This is a genomic window from Streptomyces kryoterrae, assembly GCF_054072135.1.
This window is the reverse complement of record NZ_CM133358.1, coordinates 6,299,497-6,318,003: the sequence shown is the minus strand read 5'-3', so window position 1 is coordinate 6,318,003 and position 18,507 is coordinate 6,299,497. Positions and strand designations below refer to the sequence as shown.

The window sequence follows — 18,507 nt, the reverse complement described above, 5'->3', positions numbered from 1 at the left end:
GTTGGCGAGTCCAGGTGTTCGAACTACGCCACCGCCTACTCCACCGTCACCGACTTCGCCAGGTTCCGGGGCTGGTCCACCTCGTTGCCCCGAGCCGTAGCCAGCTCACAGGCGAAGACCTGCAACGGCACGGTGGCGACGAGCGGCTGCAGCAGAGTCGGGGTGGCCGGAACGCGGATCAGGTGGTCCGCGTACGGCACCACCGTCTCGTCCCCCTCCTCCGCGATGACGATGGTCCGCGCACCCCGGGCCCTGATCTCCTGGATGTTGGACACGATCTTGTCGTGGAGGACGGACCGTCCACGCGGCGAGGGCACGACCACGACGACCGGCACGTCCTCCTCGATCAGCGCGATGGGCCCGTGCTTCAACTCGCCCGCGGCGAAGCCCTCCGCGTGCATGTACGCCAGCTCCTTCAGCTTGAGCGCGCCCTCCAGCGCCACCGGATACCCGACGTGCCGCCCCAGGAACAGCACCGTGTTCTTGTCGGCGAGCGAACGCGCCAGCTCCCGCACGGGCTCCATGGTCTCCAGCACCCGCTCGACCGCACCGGAGATGTCCGCCAGGTCCCGCACGACGGCCCGGATCTCGTCGCCCCACGTGGTGCCGCGCACCTGCCCCAGATACAGGGCGACCAGATAGCAGGCCACCAGCTGCGTGAGGAACGCCTTGGTCGAGGCGACGGCGACCTCGGGCCCCGCGTGCGTGTACAGCACGGCGTCCGACTCGCGCGGGATCGTCGAACCGTTGGTGTTGCAGACGGCCAGCACCCTGGCACCCTGCTCGCGGGCGTGCCGCAACGCCATCAGGGTGTCCATGGTCTCGCCGGACTGGGAGATGGCGATGACCAGGGTCCGCGAGTCGAGGATGGGATCCCGGTACCGGAACTCGCTCGCCAGCTCCACCTCGCACGGGATGCGCGTCCAGTGCTCGATGGCGTACTTGGCGATCAACCCGGCGTGGAAGGCCGTACCGCAGGCGACGACGACGACCTTCTCGACCTCCCGCAGCGCACTCGCGGGAATCCGCACCTCGTCGAGCGTCAGTGAGCCCGCCGCGTCGATCCGGCCCAGCAGGGTGTCGGCGACAGCCTTGGGCTGCTCGGCGATCTCCTTGAGCATGAAGTAGTCATAGCCCCCCTTTTCCGCGGCCGACACATCCCAGTCGACGTGGTACGACCGCGCGTCCCCCGCACTGCCGTCGAAGCCCGTCACCGTGACGCCGTCCCGGCGCAGCTCCACCACCTGGTCCTGACCCAGCTCGATCGCCGACCGCGTGTGGGCGATGAACGCGGCGACGTCCGAGGCGAGAAAGGCCTCGCCCTCTCCGACGCCCACCACGAGCGGCGAGTTCCGCCGCGCCCCGACCACCACGTCCGGCTCGTCGGCATGCACCGCGACCAGCGTGAACGCACCCTCCAGCCGCCGGCAGACGAGCCGCATGGCCTCGGCCAGATCGGCGCAGGAGGAGAACTCCTCGGCGAGCAGATGGGCGACGACCTCGGTGTCGGTCTCGGAGGTGAGTTCGTGCCCCCGCTCGGCCAGCTCCGCCCGCAGACAGGCGAAGTTCTCGATGATCCCGTTGTGGACGACGGCGACGCGCCCGGCGTTGTCGAGATGCGGGTGGGCGTTGGCGTCGGTCGGCCCGCCGTGGGTGGCCCACCGGGTGTGCCCGATGCCCGTACCGCCGGCCGGCAGTGGCCGTTCGACGAGTTCCTTCTCCAGGTTGACGAGCTTCCCGGCCTTCTTGGCACCGGCCAGCCCGCCATCGGCCAGCACAGCCACCCCGGCCGAGTCGTACCCCCGGTACTCCAGCCGCTTCAGCCCGGCCATCACGACATCGAGAGCAGACTGCGACCCCACGTAACCCACGATTCCGCACATACCGCGCAGCCTACGATCGAACACGCGCCACACCGGGGCAGCACGTGCCCGATATCGGAAATTCCTGCCCCTGGCAGGAACCGGCTCAGCCGAGCTTGGCCAGCTGCGCGTCCACGAGCTCCGTGGGGAAGGTGAAGTCCTTGCCGCTGGAGGCCGCGGCGAAGTTGACGGAGGGGATGTAGACGACGGTGGCGCCCTTGCGGACGACCACACTCTTCATCGGCGCCTTCACGCCCTCGGCGTCCACACTCACCGTCAGGGCGAGCGCCTCGTCGGCTCCCTCAGGCGCCGTGGTGGTCGCCACCTTCGCGGCGTCGGTCTTCGTACCGCCCACGGTGTAGGCGAACCCTCCGGCACACTTCGTGGCGGCCGTGTCGAGGTCCTTCATGGCCTGCTCGGCGCCGCCGTCCTCGTAGGAGGCCAGCGTGATGACGGCCTGCTCCAGGTCGAGGGCGGCGAGGAACTGGTCCTCCTCACTCGCCCCGGCGGCGGGCTTCTCGGCGTCGCCCTTCCAGGTCCGCTTCACCACGGCCGCCGGCTTGCCGACGTAGGTGGCGGACTGGAGGTACGCGAGCGGCGCGCACGCGGCGTCCGTCGACGTCACCTTGTCCTGGGCGATGTCGTCCTTCGCGGGCACCTTCTCGCCGAGGGTCCCGCTCTTGACGTCCGCCTGCACGAGCGCGGCCTTCGCCAGCTCGGCGGCGGTGAGCGCCTTGGCGACGGTCTTTCCCCCGTCGGCCTTGTCGCCGCCGACGGTCGCGGCGGGTTCGGGGGAGCTACCGCAGCCGGTGCCGAGAAGGGCGAGCGCGGCAACGGAGGCGGTGAGTGCGGTACGGCGAACGACGGTGTTCCTCAAGGGGGAAAGCTCTTTCTCTTCGGGCTCTTTGGATCTTCGTGACAGCTGCTTTGCACGTACTTTACGTACGGACCCCACAGGAAGATCATCGAACCCGCATTCGAAACCCACTCGTGACACAAGTGCCGCACCCCGGCGTGACGCACTCCACCTCACTCCGCTCCCCACCCCGTCCACACTCCCGTAACAATGGACTGTGATCTCTCCGATCTCCTCGATGCCCCGGAGCGCCCACCGGCAGCGGCCGGAGGCGACTCCCTACGTCGACCTCACCCGCGCCGAGTGGAGTGCGCTGCGCGACAAGACGCCCCTCCCCCTCACCGCCGAGGAGGTGGAGAAGCTGCGCGGTCTGGGCGATGTCATCGACCTCGACGAGGTGCGGGACATCTACCTCCCGCTCTCCCGCCTCCTCAACCTCTACATCGGCGCCACGGACGGCCTGAGAGGCGCCCTGAACACCTTCCTGGGCGAACAGGGCGCCCAGACCGGCACGCCGTTCGTCATAGGAGTCGCGGGATCGGTGGCCGTAGGCAAGTCGACCGTCGCCCGACTCCTCCAGGCGCTGCTCTCCCGCTGGCCCGAACACCCGCGCGTGGAACTGGTGACCACGGACGGCTTCCTGCTCCCCACCGAGGAGCTGACGTCCCGTGGCCTGATGTCGCGCAAGGGCTTCCCCGAGTCGTACGACCGCCGGGCCCTCACCCGCTTCGTCGCGGACATCAAGGCCGGGAAGGACGAGGTCACGGCCCCCGTCTACTCCCACCTCATCTACGACATCGTCCCCGGCGAGAGGCTCACGGTCCGCCGCCCCGACATCCTGATCGTCGAGGGCCTGAACGTCCTCCAGCCCGCCCTCCCCGGCAGCGACGGCCGCACCCGCGTCGGCCTCGCCGACTACTTCGACTTCAGCGTGTACGTCGACGCCCGCCCCGAGGACATCGAGCGCTGGTACCTCCACCGCTTCCGCCGGCTGCGCGAGACGGCGTTCCAGAACCCGTCCTCGTACTTCCGCAAGTACACGCAGGTGTCGGAGGAGGAGGCCCTGGACTACGCGCGCACCACCTGGCGCACCATCAACAAGGTGAACCTCCTGGAGAACGTGGCCCCCACCCGGGGCCGCGCCACCCTCATCATCCGCAAGGGCCCGGACCACAAGGTGCAACGGCTCAGCCTGCGCAAGCTGTAGCCCCGCCACAACCTGCGCCGCACATGGCCCGGTTACCCTGCCCCCATGCTCCACCTACGCCTCATCACCCCGGCCGACAGGACCAACGACGTGGTCCGCCTGATCGAGAAGACGGTCGGCACCACCCACCTCGTCGTCCTTCCCGGCGCCGCCCGCAACCCCGCCGGGGACGTCGTGATGTGTGACGTGGCCCGGGAGGCGGGCGACGAACTCATCGCCGGTCTGCGCGAGTTGGGCCTCGACACGACCGGTTCGATCGCCGTGGAGAACATCGACCTGTCGCTCTCCAAGCGCGCCGACAAGGCGGAGAAGGAGGCGCCGGGCGAGGGCGCGGACGCGGTCCTGTGGGAGCACCTCGCGGACGCGACGCACGAGGAGTCGACACTGTCGATCACGTACGTCGCCTTCATCACCCTCGCCACGATGATCGCGGCCTGCGGTGTGGTCCTCGACAACGCGATCCTGATCGTGGGCGCGATGGCGGTGGGCCCGGAGTTCGGCCCCCTGGCCGGCCTGAGCACAGCCCTGGTCCAACGCCACCCGAGACTGGCGGCCCGCTCCCTGACCGCCCTGCTGGTGGGCTTCGCCGCGGCGATGCTGGTGACGGTCGGCTTCAGCCACTTCATGGACGCCGTCGGCCTGTTCACCGAGGCGAAACTGGAGGCGGAGCGCCCCAACACCGGCTTCGTCTACGCGCCCGACTGGTTCTCGTTCGTCGTCGCCGCCCTCGCGGGCATCGCCGGCACGCTCTCCCTGACGTCCGCGAAGTCCGGCGCCCTGGTCGGTGTGGCCATCTCCGTGACCACGATCCCGGCCGCGGCCAACGCCGCCGTGGCACTGAGCTACGGCGACATGGGCCAGACCTGGGGCTCCACGAAACAGCTCCTCCTGAACCTCCTGGGCATCGTCCTGGCCGCCACGCTCACGTTGCTGGCCCAGAAATGGCTGTGGTCAACGACGCAACGCCGGCAACAACGCGCCCGATAGGGGCGCGGGGCTCTGCCATTCGCGGCTCCGCCGCGCGGGCGCGACAAGCCACAACGGTCAGGCAGCCCGCAACGAACCCGATCCGCCACCCCGCACCAGGCACCGCCAACTACCCAAGTGCGGACTTCACCACATCCGCCAACCGCCCAGCCACAGACCGGGCCTGATCGATGTCCGCCGCCTCGACCATCACCCGAACCAACGGCTCGGTCCCGGAAGGCCGCAACAACACCCGCCCGGTAGCCCCCAGTTCACGCTCGGCATCAGCAACCGCAGCCGCCAGCTCGGCCGAAGAACCCACCCGGGTCCGGTCGACATCCGGCACGTTCACCAGCACCTGCGGCAACCGCACCATCACGGCCGCGAGATCCTTCAGCGTACGACCGGTCTGCGCGATCCGAGCCGCCAGCAGCAGCCCGGTCAGCGTCCCGTCACCGGTGGTCGCGTGGTCCGAGATGATCACGTGCCCGGACTGCTCACCACCCAGCGCGTACCCGTGCTCCTTCATCTCCTCCAGCACATAGCGGTCCCCGACCGCAGTCTGGATCAGGGACAGCCCTTCCCGCTCCATCGCCAGCTTGAAGCCCAGGTTGGACATCACCGTCGCGACAACGGTGTCGGCACGCAGTACGCCGCGCTCCCGCATCGCCAGCGCGAGTACGGCCATGATCTGGTCGCCGTCCACCTCCTCGCCGGTGTGGTCGACGGCGAGGCAGCGGTCGGCGTCACCGTCGTGCGCGATGCCGAGGTCGGCGCCGTGTTCGAGGACGGCGGCCTGGAGCTTGCCGAGGTGGGTGGAGCCGCAGCCGAGGTTGATGTTGAGGCCGTCCGGCTCCGCACCGATGGTGACGATCTCGGCGCCGGCCCGGGTGAACGCCTCGGGCGAGACCAGGCTGGCAGCGCCGTGCGCCTCGTCCAGCACGACCTTCAGACCGTCCAGTCGGTTCGGAAGCACCCCGACGAGATGGGTGACGTACTGCTCGAAGCCCTCGTCGTACGACCGCACGCGGCCCACGCCGCCGCCCGTCGGACGGTCCCAGGGAGCGCCGGTGCGGTGCTCCTCGTACACGGCCTCGATGCGCTCCTCCAGCTCGTCGTCGAGTTTGTGGCCGCCGCGGGCCAGGAACTTGACGCCGTTGTCCGGCATGGCGTTGTGGCTGGCCGAGAGCATCACGCCGAGGTCGGCCTCCAGCTCGGCGGTGAGGAAGGCGACCGCCGGGGTGGGCAGCACGCCGACCAGCAGGACGTCGACGCCCGCGCTGGCGAGGCCCGCGACCACGGCGGCCTCCAGGAACTCCCCCGACGCACGTGGGTCCCGTCCGACCACGGCGACCGGCCGGTGGCCCTCGAACGAACCCGCCTCGGCGAGTACATGGGCCGCCGCGACGGACAGGCCGAGAGCCAGCTCGGCCGTCAGGTCCACGTTGGCGACACCGCGCACGCCGTCCGTGCCGAAGAGTCGTCCCACTGGTGTCCTCCGAAGATGCTGGAAATGTGCGCACTGTACATACGGCTCATGCGCTGAGGTGCCTGCGTGTCGTGCGGCTCATGCCGAGTGTCCATGCCCGACCTGGCTACGTATATCCCCTGTGCCTGTTTCCAGGCTGTCGGGAGCGTTCCCCGATCCTGTGCCGCAGGCCTGTGATAGGTAGCCAGGAGCCTCTGACGACTGCCGTCCCCTGTAAACGAACCGCCCCGACGGCACGGAAAGTGCCGCCGGGGCGATGCGTACGAGACGTGTGAAACGTCCGAGAACAGCGGAGCGATTAACGCTTGCTGTACTGCGGGGCCTTACGGGCCTTCTTGAGACCGGCCTTCTTGCGCTCGACCGCACGGTCGTCGCGACGGAGGAAGCCGGCCTTCTTGAGGGCGCCGCGGTTGTTGTCCACGTCGGCCTCGTTCAGCGCGCGGGCCACACCGAGGCGCAGGGCGCCGGCCTGGCCGGAGACGCCGCCACCCGTGATGCGGGCGACAACGTCGTAGCGGTTGTCGAGCTCGAGCACCTTGAAGGGCTCGTTGACTTCCTGCTGGTGCACCTTGTTGGGGAAGTAGTCCTCAAGGGTGCGACCGTTGATCTTCCACTTGCCGGTGCCCGGGACGATCCGGACGCGGGCGATGGCGTTCTTGCGACGGCCCAGGCCGGCGGCCGGCTGCGGGTCGCCGAAGCGGCCGTCGAGGGCCTCCGAGTACTCGCCCTCGGCTACGGGCGCCTCGGACTCGGTGGTGTAGCTCTCGACGTCGGCGTTCTCGAACTCGACATCGGCGTTCTCGTCGAGCGGCTGCTCGACAGTGGTCTCGGCCACGATTCTCCTCAGAATTCTCTACGTCTTAGGGGGTGGCCGGAACTACTGCGCGACCTGGGTGATCTCGAACGGCACCGGCTGCTGGGCAGCGTGGGGGTGCTGGTCGCCCGAGTAGACCTTCAGCTTCGACAGGCACTGACGGCCCAGGGTGTTCTTGGGGATCATGCCCTTGATGGCCTTCTCGACGGCCTTCTCGGGGTTCTTCGCCAGAAGCTCGTCGTAACGGACGGAGCGCAGACCACCCGGGTAACCGGAGTGGCGGTACGCCATCTTCTGGGTCTTCTTGTTGCCGGAGAGGTGCACCTTGTCGGCGTTGATGATGATGACGAAGTCACCAGCGTCGACGTGGGGCGCGTAAATCGGCTTGTGCTTGCCCCGCAGAATGTTCGCGGCAGTGGTGGCCAGACGGCCCAGGACGACATCCTGGGCGTCGATGACGTACCACTGGCGAGTGATGTCGCCGGGCTTAGGGCTGAACGTACGCACTTCGTAGCCTTCGCTTCTTCAGTGGATGGGTCCTGACACATGGCATCACTGAAGCGATCGTGCAGCTGGGGACGGCAGTGCCGGGACCGACGCCCGTATGCCGCCCACTGGAAACTGCTCCAGGGAACCTACGCAAGGGCCTCTCGCGTGAGAACGACCAGGCCGATACGCATAACGAACGCCCAGGCTACCCGCGCTGCCCCGGACGGGTCAAAACGAGCTCGGCGGGCGCGGGGCGAACACAGGCGGACGGGCACGTGTAGACCCGCCCAACGGCCGCCGCAACGGACAGTACGGGCCGGTGCGTGAGAAACCCGCCTGAACCCCGACCGAACCCCGACCGGACCCGGAGAACGTTGCTCCTGTGGCCCATGAGAAGGCCCTGAGACGCATCGGCACAGGGGTTGCACGGCGTCTAAGATGCGCCCATGAGCTTTGGGCAGGGGGGACCTCAGTGGGATCCCTGGAAACCGAATTCCCCGCAACAACCGTGGGACGACCAGAGCGGCCGGGCCCCGCAGCAGCCGTGGGGCGGCCAGATCGGCGGCCAGGCCCCCGACTGGGCGGCGCTCGCCGACGCGTCCGAGACCCGTAACAGACGCCGCAGACTCCTGCTGATCGTCGGGGCCGCGGTGGCCACCGTCGGCGTGGGCGCGGCCGTCGCGATGGCCGTGGTCAACGCGGACGGCAACAGTCAGGCCTCCAACAAGCCGACCTCCGGCCTGCCCGCCACCGCGGACATCCCCAGCGGCACCACCTCGACTGTGCCGTCCTTTTCGCCGACGAGCGCCCCGCCGCCGCTGGATCCGAAGGACTTCATATCCAGTGCGAAGAAGGACACGGCGGAGCTGAGCCCGGACACCCTCTTCCCCGGTACGCAGCTGACGATGGGCGAGCGCCTCTACAAGAAGGGCCCGACCGGCGACACGACGAACTGCGCGTCGGCCGCGAAGAGCACCCTTCCGAAGATCCTCACGGACAACGGGTGCACGCGCTTCCTGCGCGTCACGTACAGCAAGGACGGCATCGCGGTGACGGTCGGCGTGGCCGTCTTCGACACCGAGGCGCAGGCCACGAAGGTCAAGGCCACGGCGGACAAGAAGAGCATCGTCGAGTCCCTGTCCGGCGGCGGTGTCCCGACCTTCTGCCGCGCGGCGATCTGCCGCTCGACGACCAACTCCTACGGCCGCTACGCCTACTTCACGATCGCCGGCTTCACCGACGGCAAGAACGTGACGACGAAGAGCACGGCCGTCTTCACCACGGGCGACGACCTGGCCGAGTTCGCCTTCCGCCAGATCAGACGCCGCGGCGAGGCCCAGGCTTCGGCGGCCAGCCAGTAGTACACCCCGGGACCCGTTTCCCCCGCTCGCGATGGCCGACAACCACCGATCGTCGGCCATCGGTCGTAAGTCGTCGGGCCGGGACATCAGCCGGGGCCGCCTCGCCGCGGCCCAGGTCGGCAGCTCCGGCCCGGACGTCGTGGCGGGCCTGGCCGGAAAGGGTCTGAGAGTGAAGGAGGGCATCAACGCGAGAATGGCCACCCTCACCCTGGACGGCGCCACGGCGGTCACCGTCGCGACCACCGCGGTCACGGCGACCAGCCGCATCTTCCTCACCGTGCGGTCCCCGGGCGGAACCCCGGCCGGCGTCGCCCACGTCGCGGCCCGCGCGGCCGGAGCGTCGTTCTCCGTCAAGGGAGTCGCGGGCGAGACCCCGACCGTGGCGTGGCTCGTCGTGGAACCGGCGTAGCGCGTTGGACATGCGGGGGCGGGTAAGGCTCGTCGGAGCCGCGGCGGGGGCGGCGCTGCTGGCTCCCCTGGCGGTATGGGCCTGGCCCGAGGGGCCGGACAGCGCGGCGGAGCCCCGGCTGGTGCCGACCGATCTGCGGAACCGTGATCCGGAGGCGACGCCCGAGACGCGCCGCGTGTACGCGATGCTGGCGAACCTGGAGAACACCGCCCGCCGGGGCCGCCCGAGCCGCACGGTGATCGGCCAGCACCTGGAGCTGCACAACGAGCGGTACAACGAGCGGTACGGCGACTACCGGGGCCTGAAGCAACCGGGCTACTACTACCGCAAGGCCCGGGACATCACCGGCCGCCTGCCCGCCTTCGTGGAGCTGGACCTCGGCCCCGGCTACGGCCGTCCCGGCTGGGCGGTGGGAGAGGCCCGCTCCTACTCGGGTGCCTGGCCGAGCTGCCGCCCGTACTGGGGGTACGTCGACGACGCCGTCGATCTCGCCGTCGGCGTGTGGGCGGGACTGCCCCGGGCGGCCGACGGCTCGTACCGTCCCTCCGGCACGCACCGGGAGTGCGCGTCCGGTGCCGAGGTGTCCCTGCCGCACAACGGGGGTGCTCCGGCGGGTCTGGTCGGGTTCTCCTTCCACCAGCCGTACCCGGGCAGCCCCGTCAAGGGTTTCCCACAGACCCTGCACCGCAACTCCCCGGCCGCCAAGGACGCGCGCTGGTTCGCCCAGGTGGCGACCCGGGGCACCGCCGAGCACCGTGCCCTGCTGCAGGACCTCGCCTATCTCGCCGACCACCTGGGCTATCTCGCCGAGCGCGGGGTGCCGGTGCTGCTGCGGCCGTACCACGAGATGAACACGGCGCCCGGCAAGGGCTTCTGGTGGGCGGGCCAGGACCCGGCCGCGTTCCGGACGCTGTGGCGGCTGACGTACGACTTCCTCGTGCGCCGGCGCGGACTGCACAACCTGGTCTTCGTATGGGCGCCGAACTCCTGGGACGGTTCCTACGGTCGGGAACCCGGCGCGTACTACCCGGGCGGGCGCTACGTGGACGTCGTGGGCGTCGACGACTACAGCGACTCCCCGGCCCGGCCCTTCGCCGGCGAAGCCTGGACCGAGGTGTGGTACCGGGGCCTGGAGGAGTACCGCAGACCGCGGATCGTGTCCGAATCCCTCCACGTACCGCTCAACGCCGCCCAGCCCCGGACCCTGGCCAGAACGCCCTGGGTGTTGTGGACGGTGTGGGGCCAGGCACTGTCACAGCGGAACACCGCGGACGATGTGAAACTGACTTATCACTCTCGACGCGTCATCACGGCTCAAGACGTGAATTGATTAAATCTTAAGCACATCATCCTCACAGCTGTTCCATTGATCCGCCTGTACATGCAAGGATCACCTTTCTATTCGGCCGATACCAGTCGATTCAAGGAAGCCCGGGGGGGCTTCTGACTGGCAAACGTCGGATGACGCCAATGACGGCGTTGGGGGGGCATGGAAACCCAGACTGGCCTGCCACGGCGCGCTTCGACGTGCCCTGGCCGAGATCCGTGACTGCCTCAGCGCACGACAGATCTCACGGGGGGTTCCAAAAGTCATGTCCACAATCGTCGTCGACGATGAAGTACCGCTCTCGCGGCACGGCGCGAAGCTGGCCAAACGCACCGCGAGGTGGAAGCCGGGGATCATCCCGTTCCTGCTGCCCTTCGTCCTGCTGGTCGCCCTCGGGCTGTGGACCTACCGGCCCAGCTCATCACCACTGAGCTGGATCCTCACCGTCGTCTGGTCTCTTCCGGTGGTCGGTGTGATGGTCGGGATCCAGGGCGCCCTGCTGATCCGCCGCCGGGTCCGCAAGAGCGACCGGATGGCCCCGCCCACCCCGGCCGGCCAGGACTTCCTGATCATTCTCTGCCCGACCATCGGCCGGCACGACACCTACCCGGCTCTGGAGCGCTCGGTGCTCTCCTATGTCGAGCACATGCCGCAGTGGTTCCCGTACATGCGTGTCGACATCCTCACCGAGGAGGGCTGCGAGGCGACGGAGGACATCGACCGGCTCGCCGCCGCCCACCCCCTGATGCGGGTGGTCACCGTCCCCAAGACGTACGTTCCGGCCAACGGCACCCGTTTCAAGGCCCGCGCCAACCACTACGCCCACGAGCTGCGCATCGATGAGGGCGAGGCCCTCGAGGACGTCTGGGTCCTGCACATGGACGACGACACGGGTGTCGGCCCCGACACGGCGTCCGCGCTCGCCCAGTTCATCAACCGGCAGCGGCGCGCCCACCCCGACAAGGCCAAGCACATGGCCCAGGGCATCCTCACCTACCCGCGCGAGAACGCGGTCAACCTCTTCACCTGGCTCGCCGACGCGGTACGCCCCGCCGACGACATCGCCCGCTTCCGCGCGCTGACCGGCATGGGGACCCCGGCTGCCGGTGTGCACGGCGAGCTGCTCGTCCTACGCGCGTCGATCGAGGCCGAGATCGGCTGGGACTTCGGCCCCAAGGAGATCGTCGAGGACGCCCGCCTCGCCCTGACCTTCTGCCGCCTCTACCCCGGCCGCAGCGACTGGTTCAACGGCCGCTGCTACGGCGCCTCCCCCTCCACCGCACGCGACTTCATCAAGCAGCGCGACCGGTGGGCCTGGGGTCTGGTGGCGCTCTGCTGCAACAAGGCCGTGCCGTGGCGCTACCGCTGGTTCCTGTCGATCTGCGTGGTCACCTGGATCCTCGGCCCGCTCCAGCACATCACCGCGGTGCTGCTCTTCGGCTGGCTCATCAACGACATGAACACCTCGCCCGTGACCCAGTCCGTGGTGATCCTGTGGGCCCTCAACTTCGCCTACGTGATCTGGACCTACTGGGAGGGGCTGCGGCTGAACGCGCTCGCCTCGGTCAGCGGGCGGCGCAAGTGGTGGGAGCCGATCGTGGTGGTCGCTCTCATCCCCGTCTTCTCCGTACTGGAGGGACTCGGCGGCTTCCAGGGATTCCTGAAGTTCGTCCGGCGCGAGGAGAACAAGTTCGTCGTGATCGCCAAGCCCGCCTGAGCCCCGGAAGACAACTGACATGCGCACGCGACTGCCTCTGCTGGCCATTTTCCCGGTGACCGTCCTCACCCTCGTACTGGGCACCCCCTTCGTCCTCGGCAACCACCCGGTGCGCTGGGAGTCCGGCTCGGTCCTGCCCAAGATCGTCAGGGGCGACAGCGAGGACTCCGGCACCCCGTCCGACGGCTCCTCCGGTACGGGCGCCTCGTCCTCCCCCGACTCCTCGGACCCCTCTTCGACCGCCGACGACGCGCTCAAGGTCGCCAAGCCCTGGAAGGCCGGCATGGCGCAGTGGGGCGTACAGGTCTACTGGGAGGAGGAGAAGCCAAGACGTTCCGACACGTTCATCGAGAACCAGGCCCGCAAGCAGGCCAACTATCTCATCGGCCTGGGGACGAACTCGGTGTCTCTCTCCTTCCCCTTCTACATCGAGGGCTCCACGTCGAACGAACTCTCGGCCGGCCCGAAAACCCCGTCCCCGGAGCGCGTCCAGCGGGTGCTGAAGGTGTTCAAGGACGCCGGTTTCCGCACCACGCTCCGCCCGATCATGGACGAGGGCTCCCTGCAGGGGAACGGCTGGCGCGGCAACATCGATCCCGCCTCGCGCTCCGCCTGGTTCGTCTCGTACAAGAAGCTCCTCACCCCGTACCTCAAGGTCGCCGGCGAGGCGAAGGCGAACACCTTCGTGATCGGCACGGAGCTCAACTCCCTGGAGGGCGACGTCGGCTGGGACGGTCTGGTCTCCTACGCCGAGCAGGCCTTCTCCGGTGAGGTCTCCTACGACGCCAACTGGGACAACTACGTCTCCGGACGCATCAACATGCCGGTCGGCCACCTCGGCGTCGACGCCTACTTCCCCGTGAAGGTGGCGGACACCGCGCCCGTCAAGACGCTGGCCGACGGCTGGAACGACTGGCTGGACAAGAAGGCCACCGGCAAGCTGCCGAACATCCTCGTCTCCGAGTCCGGCATCGGCGCCATGAACGGCGCCTACCACGCTCCTGGCGACTTCTACGCCAGGCGGGCGGTCAACCCGAAGGTGCAGGCCAACTGGTACACGGCCGTCTGTCAGGTCGTCCAGGAACGCCAGATGCAAGGCGTCTACTGGTGGTCGGTCCGCTTCGACGACGACCCGAACGACGCGCCTGACGACAAGACCGCCTCCCGGCTCGACTTCGCCGGACGCCCCCTCACCGAGAAGGCCATCAGAACCTGCTTCGGCTCCGGCTACGCGGGCCCTGGTACCAAGACCGAGAGCTGAGAGCTGAGAGCGAGGCAATCATGCAGGAAGCCATCATCCTCGTGGGCGGCCAGGGAACACGCCTGCGCCCGCTGACCAACCACACCCCGAAGCCCCTGCTGGGCGTCGCGGGCTCCTCCTTCATCCGGCACCAGATCGCCAAGCTGATGGACGCCGGGGTGGGACACGTCGTGTTCGCGACCTCGTATCTCGCCAGCCTCTTCGAGACGGAGTTCAAGGGCTTCTCGCAGGACCTGGAGATCTCCTACGCCGTCGAGGACGTGCCGCTCGGCACCGGCGGGGCGATCCGCAACGCCGGGCGCATGCTGCGCGGCGACTCGGCGGACGCGCCGGTCCTCATCCTCAACGGCGACATCCTGTCCGGCGTGGACCTGCGTGCCCTCCTGGAGCACCACGGGGCCCGGGAAGCGGATGTGACACTGCATCTCACCCGGGTCGCCGACCCGCGCGCCTTCGGCCTGGTCCCCACCGACGAGGCCGGAAGGGTGCTGTCCTTCCTGGAGAAGCCGAAGACGGCGGAGGAGTGCGTCACCGACCAGATCAACGCCGGCTGCTACGTCTTCCGCCGGTCCGTCCTCGACGCCATCCCGGCCGACCGTGAGGTCTCCGTCGAGCAGGAGACCTTCCCGCAGCTCGTCGCCGCGGGACGGCGCGTGTTCGGCCGTACGACGGCCGACTACTGGCGTGACCTCGGCACCCCGCTGGCCTTCGTCCACGGCTCCGCCGACCTGGTCACCGGCAAGGCGGCCTCTCCCCTGGTGGGGCGGCCGGCCGAAGCCCTGATCCACCCCACGGCCACGGTCGACCCGACCGCCCGTGTCACGGGCGGCTCGACGATCGGCCCGCACGCGGTCATCGGCGCGCACACGCTCGTCGACCGCTCCATCATCGGCGGGAACGTCACCGTGGCCGCGGGGGCCCAGGTCCACGAGTCCGTGGTGGACCACGACTCCTCGATCGGCAGCGAATCGATTCTTCGCGAGGTCGTCGTGGGCTGCCACTCGCATGTCGGCGCCCAGAACGAGCTCCCCGCCCAGCTACGGCTGTCGTGCGGCATCCGCATCCCCGCCCAGGGCGTACGTGTCAGCGGCACGGCTGTCGCCTGCCCGACAGTCCACTGAAGTCTCCGGCCAGCCCGGACAGTTACTGGAGAACCGTGACCCGCCACCGTTCAATGGCCGCGAGCGAAGAGCGCCTTCGCAAGTACCGGCCCGACATTCAGGGCCTGCGTGCCGTCGCCATCCTCATGGTGGTCAGCATGCATTGCGGCATCCTCGACATCCACGGCGGCGTGGACGTCAGTTTCGTGCTCAGCGGCTTCCTCATCGGCAGCCAGCTCCTCGCCGAGATCGAGAAGACCGGCAAGGTGTCCCTGAGCAGGTTCTGGGCCCGTCGCTTCCGGCGTCTGGCGCCCGGCGCCGCCTTCACCATCGTCGTCGTGGGCGTCCTGTCCTGGATCTACGCGAGCCCGTTCAGGTTCCGCGAGTACATGGACGACGGACTCGCCTCCTCCCTGAGCGTCATCAACTGGCGCCTCGCCGAGAACGGCACCGACTACTTCGCAAACGACGGCACCCAGTCGCCCTACCAGCACTTCTGGTCGCTGGGCATCGAGGAGCAGTTCTACCTCGCCGTGCCGATCGTGCTCGTCGCCGTGGCCTGGCTCAGCCGAACCCTCTTCCGCAACCGCCTCCTGGTCGGGGCGTTCCTCATGGCCGTGGTGGGCGGCTCGTTCTACCTGGGGTACACCCAGACCACGACGAACCAGCCGCTGGCCTACTTCGGCACCCACACCCGCATCTGGGAGCTCACCTTCGGCGTCCTGCTCGCCCTGTGGGCACCGCTGCTGTCCCGCATACCCCTGGCTCTCGCCGCGTCCGTCTCCTGGCTCGGCCTCGGCACCACCCTCGTCACAGGTCTGCTCATCACGGAGGACACCCCGTTGCCGGGGTACGCCGTCGCAGGCCCCGTACTCGGTGCGGGGATGATCATCGCCGGCGGGTGCGCGAACCCCGGCTTCGGCGCCGAGAAGATCCTCGACAACCCCGTCTTCGACTTCATCGGCAAGGTCAGCTACGGCTGGTACCTGTGGCACTGGCCGCTGCTGATCCTCTGGCCCCACATCATCGACTGGGAGTTCGGCTACTCCGACCGCTTCCGGGTGGCGGTCGCCTCCTTCTTCCTGGCCATCCTGATGCACTTCATCGTCGAGAAGCGGTTCAGGGACAACATGAAGCTGGTCGTCCGCCCCTGGCGAGGCATCCTCACCGGCGGCACCCTGACCGCCACCTCCGCCGTCGCCATGGTGGTCGCCCTCCAGGTCCCGCTGAATCTGTCCTTCGGCACCGCGGGAACCGCCGCCGCCGTCACCGGATTCACCGGCACCAGGTCGGTGGAGCAGGCGGTGAGCGAGCGGGCCGACCCCAAGGTCAGCCAGAGCGTGCTCCTGAAGTCCCCGAAAGACCGGGGCGACCACGGCTGCATCGACCAGTTGCTGGTCACCGGCTTCACCCCGCGCGACGAGTGCGTCATCGGCGACACGGAGTCCGACAGGACCCTGGTGCTGCTGGGCGATTCGCACGCCTACCAGTGGGGCAACACCTTCGACGCGCTCGGCCGCAAGCTGCACGTCAAGGTCATCACCGTCATCAAGAGCGGCTGCTCTCCCGAGGTCTACCAGATCTCGCGCGAGGACCTGGGACGCGAATACACCGAGTGCCCCAAGTGGCGGAAGACCGCACTCGACTACATCAGGAAACTCAAGCCGGACGTCATCGCGGTGGCCAACCGCGTCCAGTACACCACTGTGCGCGAGGGCGCCGAGGAAACGTTCAAGACGCTCAAGGCAATGGGGACGAACCTCATCTACCTGACCGACACCCCGAAGCCGACCTTCAGCGTCCCGGACTGTCTGGCCGAGCACTCGGACACCCCCGGCGAGTGCACCCTGAAGTCCGAGACCGCTGTCGATCTCCCCAAGTTCCGGCTGCTGGAACGCGAGGTGGCCGAGCAGTACGGGGCCACGGTCATCAACACGCTCCCCGCCTTCTGCGCGGACGGTTACTGCCCGGCCGTGATCGGCGGACACGTGGTCTATTGGGACAACAGCCACATGACCGGCAGCTACGCCAGATCCCTGGAGCCGTTCCTGGAGCCGACCTTCAAGAAGGCCCTGGCCGGCTGACCCGACGAGGCAGGGGGCTCCGCACCACCCACCACGGAGCCCCCTGCCCCCTCCTCCCCCTTCAGTGCACCTCGCCCCGTACCCGCCGCGCCTGAAGCTGCCGCTCCGCCAGCAACTCGTCCGCCGGATAGGCGACCTCCTCCAGGGTCAGCCCGTACGGCCGTACGACGTGCACGGCGCTGTCACGCACCCGCGCGTCCAGCACCCGCCGCGGCCACTCGACCCCCCGGTGCCCGTCGCCCACGAACAGCAGCGCGCCGACCATGGACCGCACCTGGTTGTGGCAGAAGGCGTCGGCGCGGACCTCGATCTCGACGACGCCGTCCAGCCTCCGCCGCACCCCGAAGTCGAGAACCTCGCGAACGGTCGACGCCCCCTCGCGCTTCTTCGCGTACGCGGCGAAGTCATGCTCCCCGACAAGGGACTTGGCGGCAGCGTCCATATCTGCGACATCCAACTCCCAGTCGTGCCACAGCACATGGTTGCGCAGCAGCGGATCCACCCCGCCGGCCCGATCCCCGACCCGGTACACGTAACGCCGCCACAGGGCGGCGAACCGCGCGTTGAACCCGGCCGGCGCCTCTACCGCACTCCACACCCGCACGTCTTTGCCGAGCCGCCCGGCAAGCCGCTTGAGCAGCTTCTCCCGGTGCTCGCCCCACACCTCCACCGGCAGATCGACATGGGCGACCTGCCCCCGGGCATGCACCCCGGCATCGGTACGCCCGGCCACGGTCAGCTCGTACCTGGTCTCCCCGGACCGGGTCACCGTCCGCAGGGCGTCCTCGACCTCCCCCTGCACGGTCCGCCGCCCCCCGGGCTGCCTGGCCCACCCGGAGAACGCGGTGCCGTCATAGGAAAGGTCCAGCCGCACCCGTACGAACCCGGGCTCTACGTCATCACTCACAGGGAAATCCTCTCAGCACTGGGGCAGGCCACGGAAACGCGAAAGCGGGCCCGCCCGTAGGGCGGACCCGCTCAGACGCGAACCGAAGCTCAGGCGTCCTTGGACTCTTCGGCGGCCTCGTCGGCCGGCTTGGCGTCCTCGACGACCTCGTCGGACTTGGCCTCGACAGCCTCGTCCTTCTTGAGCGTGTCTTCCTTGACGGCACGCTTGGTCGCCGCCTCGGCCTCACCGGTGGCCTGCTGGGCCACGGTCAGGGCCTCCACCAGCTCGATGACAGCCATGGGCGCGTTGTCGCCACGACGGTTACCGATCTTGGTGATACGGGTGTAACCACCCGGGCGGTTCTCGTAGCGCGGGCCGATCTCGGTGAAGAGCGTGTGGACGATGCTCTTGTCCGTGATGACCTGGAGGACCTGGCGGCGGTTGTGAAGGTCGCCCTTCTTCGCCTTGGTGACCAGACGCTCGGCGTACGGACGGAGCCGGCGCGCCTTCGCCTCGGTGGTCGTGATCTTGCCGTGCTCGAAGAGCGACTTCGCGAGGTTCGCGAGAAGCATCTTCTCGTGCGCGGCACTGCCGCCCAGACGGGCGCCCTTGGCAGGCTTCGGCATGGTTTCTCCTAGGTGTCTGCCCCGGCCGTATCAGGTACCGAAGTCAGTAT

The 18,507-nt window shown here is 68.7% G+C and carries 16 protein-coding genes; 9 read left to right on the top strand and 7 right to left on the bottom strand.

From position 1 onward, the window contains the following. Window positions 1–35: 35 nt before the first annotated feature. On the bottom strand, window positions 36–1,883 hold the full coding sequence (gene glmS / locus ACW4TU_RS28025; RefSeq protein ID WP_457430340.1) for a glutamine--fructose-6-phosphate transaminase (isomerizing): 1,848 nt from the start codon (window positions 1,881–1,883) through the stop codon (window positions 36–38). An 85-nt stretch (window positions 1,884–1,968) separates the two neighbouring features. Continuing rightward, a complete protein-coding gene (locus tag ACW4TU_RS28020; RefSeq protein ID WP_457417508.1) occupies window positions 1,969–2,739 on the bottom strand; it encodes a hypothetical protein in 771 nt (256 codons plus the stop codon). A gap of 217 nt (window positions 2,740–2,956) precedes the next feature. On the opposite strand from ACW4TU_RS28020, the gene coaA reads away from it, so the two are divergent. Together coaA and ACW4TU_RS28010 are read left to right on the top strand one after the other, a co-directional pair. Beyond that, on the top strand, window positions 2,957–3,925 hold the full coding sequence (gene coaA / locus ACW4TU_RS28015; RefSeq protein WP_457430339.1) for a type I pantothenate kinase: 969 nt from the start codon (window positions 2,957–2,959) through the stop codon (window positions 3,923–3,925). 45 nt (window positions 3,926–3,970) lie between these two features. Further along, on the top strand, window positions 3,971–4,912 hold the full coding sequence (locus ACW4TU_RS28010; RefSeq protein WP_457417507.1) for a DUF389 domain-containing protein: 942 nt from the start codon (window positions 3,971–3,973) through the stop codon (window positions 4,910–4,912). Between the two features lie 109 nt (window positions 4,913–5,021). On the opposite strand, the gene glmM is transcribed toward ACW4TU_RS28010, so the two are convergent. The 3 genes from glmM to rplM form a co-directional block, all read right to left on the bottom strand. After that, the gene (gene glmM, locus ACW4TU_RS28005) at window positions 5,022–6,380 is read right to left on the bottom strand and encodes a phosphoglucosamine mutase (protein ID WP_457417506.1); all 1,359 of its coding nucleotides are present in this window, start codon (window positions 6,378–6,380) and stop codon (window positions 5,022–5,024) included. 298 nt (window positions 6,381–6,678) lie between these two features. Beyond that, window positions 6,679–7,215, bottom strand: a complete 537-nt coding sequence (gene rpsI / locus ACW4TU_RS28000; protein WP_006376017.1) for a 30S ribosomal protein S9 — start codon at window positions 7,213–7,215, stop codon at window positions 6,679–6,681. A 42-nt stretch (window positions 7,216–7,257) separates the two neighbouring features. Next, on the bottom strand, window positions 7,258–7,701 hold the full coding sequence (gene rplM / locus ACW4TU_RS27995) for a 50S ribosomal protein L13 (RefSeq protein ID WP_006376008.1): 444 nt from the start codon (window positions 7,699–7,701) through the stop codon (window positions 7,258–7,260). A 428-nt stretch (window positions 7,702–8,129) separates the two neighbouring features. Between rplM and ACW4TU_RS27990 the strand changes: the two genes are divergently transcribed. The 7 genes from ACW4TU_RS27990 (at window position 8,130) to ACW4TU_RS27960 (ending at window position 16,942) form a co-directional block, all read left to right on the top strand. Continuing rightward, window positions 8,130–9,044, top strand: coding sequence for a hypothetical protein (locus ACW4TU_RS27990; protein WP_457417505.1), 915 nt, complete (start codon window positions 8,130–8,132; stop codon window positions 9,042–9,044). 31 nt (window positions 9,045–9,075) lie between these two features. Beyond that, window positions 9,076–9,453, top strand: a complete 378-nt coding sequence (locus ACW4TU_RS27985; protein ID WP_457417504.1) for a hypothetical protein — start codon at window positions 9,076–9,078, stop codon at window positions 9,451–9,453. 10 nt (window positions 9,454–9,463) lie between these two features. Next, window positions 9,464–10,783 carry a glycoside hydrolase family 26 protein gene (locus ACW4TU_RS27980; RefSeq protein WP_457417503.1) on the top strand — a complete coding sequence of 440 codons (1,320 nt, stop codon included), beginning with the start codon at window positions 9,464–9,466 and terminating at the stop codon, window positions 10,781–10,783. 262 nt (window positions 10,784–11,045) lie between these two features. Beyond that, the gene (locus ACW4TU_RS27975) at window positions 11,046–12,497 is read left to right on the top strand and encodes a glycosyltransferase family 2 protein (protein WP_457417502.1); all 1,452 of its coding nucleotides are present in this window, start codon (window positions 11,046–11,048) and stop codon (window positions 12,495–12,497) included. Window positions 12,498–12,516: 19 nt separating this feature from the next. Continuing rightward, window positions 12,517–13,758, top strand: a complete 1,242-nt coding sequence (locus ACW4TU_RS27970) for a glycoside hydrolase family 113 (RefSeq protein ID WP_457417501.1) — start codon at window positions 12,517–12,519, stop codon at window positions 13,756–13,758. 20 nt (window positions 13,759–13,778) lie between these two features. Further along, a complete protein-coding gene (gene manB, locus ACW4TU_RS27965; RefSeq protein WP_457417500.1) occupies window positions 13,779–14,879 on the top strand; it encodes a mannose-1-phosphate guanylyltransferase in 1,101 nt (366 codons plus the stop codon). A 53-nt stretch (window positions 14,880–14,932) separates the two neighbouring features. Continuing rightward, window positions 14,933–16,942 carry an acyltransferase family protein gene (locus tag ACW4TU_RS27960; protein ID WP_457417499.1) on the top strand — a complete coding sequence of 670 codons (2,010 nt, stop codon included), beginning with the start codon at window positions 14,933–14,935 and terminating at the stop codon, window positions 16,940–16,942. Window positions 16,943–17,003: 61 nt separating this feature from the next. Here ACW4TU_RS27960 and truA read toward each other — a convergent pair whose 3' ends face one another. Both truA and rplQ read right to left on the bottom strand, forming a co-directional pair. Beyond that, window positions 17,004–17,849, bottom strand: coding sequence for a tRNA pseudouridine(38-40) synthase TruA (gene truA, locus ACW4TU_RS27955; protein WP_457417498.1), 846 nt, complete (start codon window positions 17,847–17,849; stop codon window positions 17,004–17,006). Between the two features lie 89 nt (window positions 17,850–17,938). Then, on the bottom strand, window positions 17,939–18,457 hold the full coding sequence (rplQ, locus tag ACW4TU_RS27950) for a 50S ribosomal protein L17 (protein WP_457417497.1): 519 nt from the start codon (window positions 18,455–18,457) through the stop codon (window positions 17,939–17,941). Window positions 18,458–18,507 lie beyond the last annotated feature (50 nt).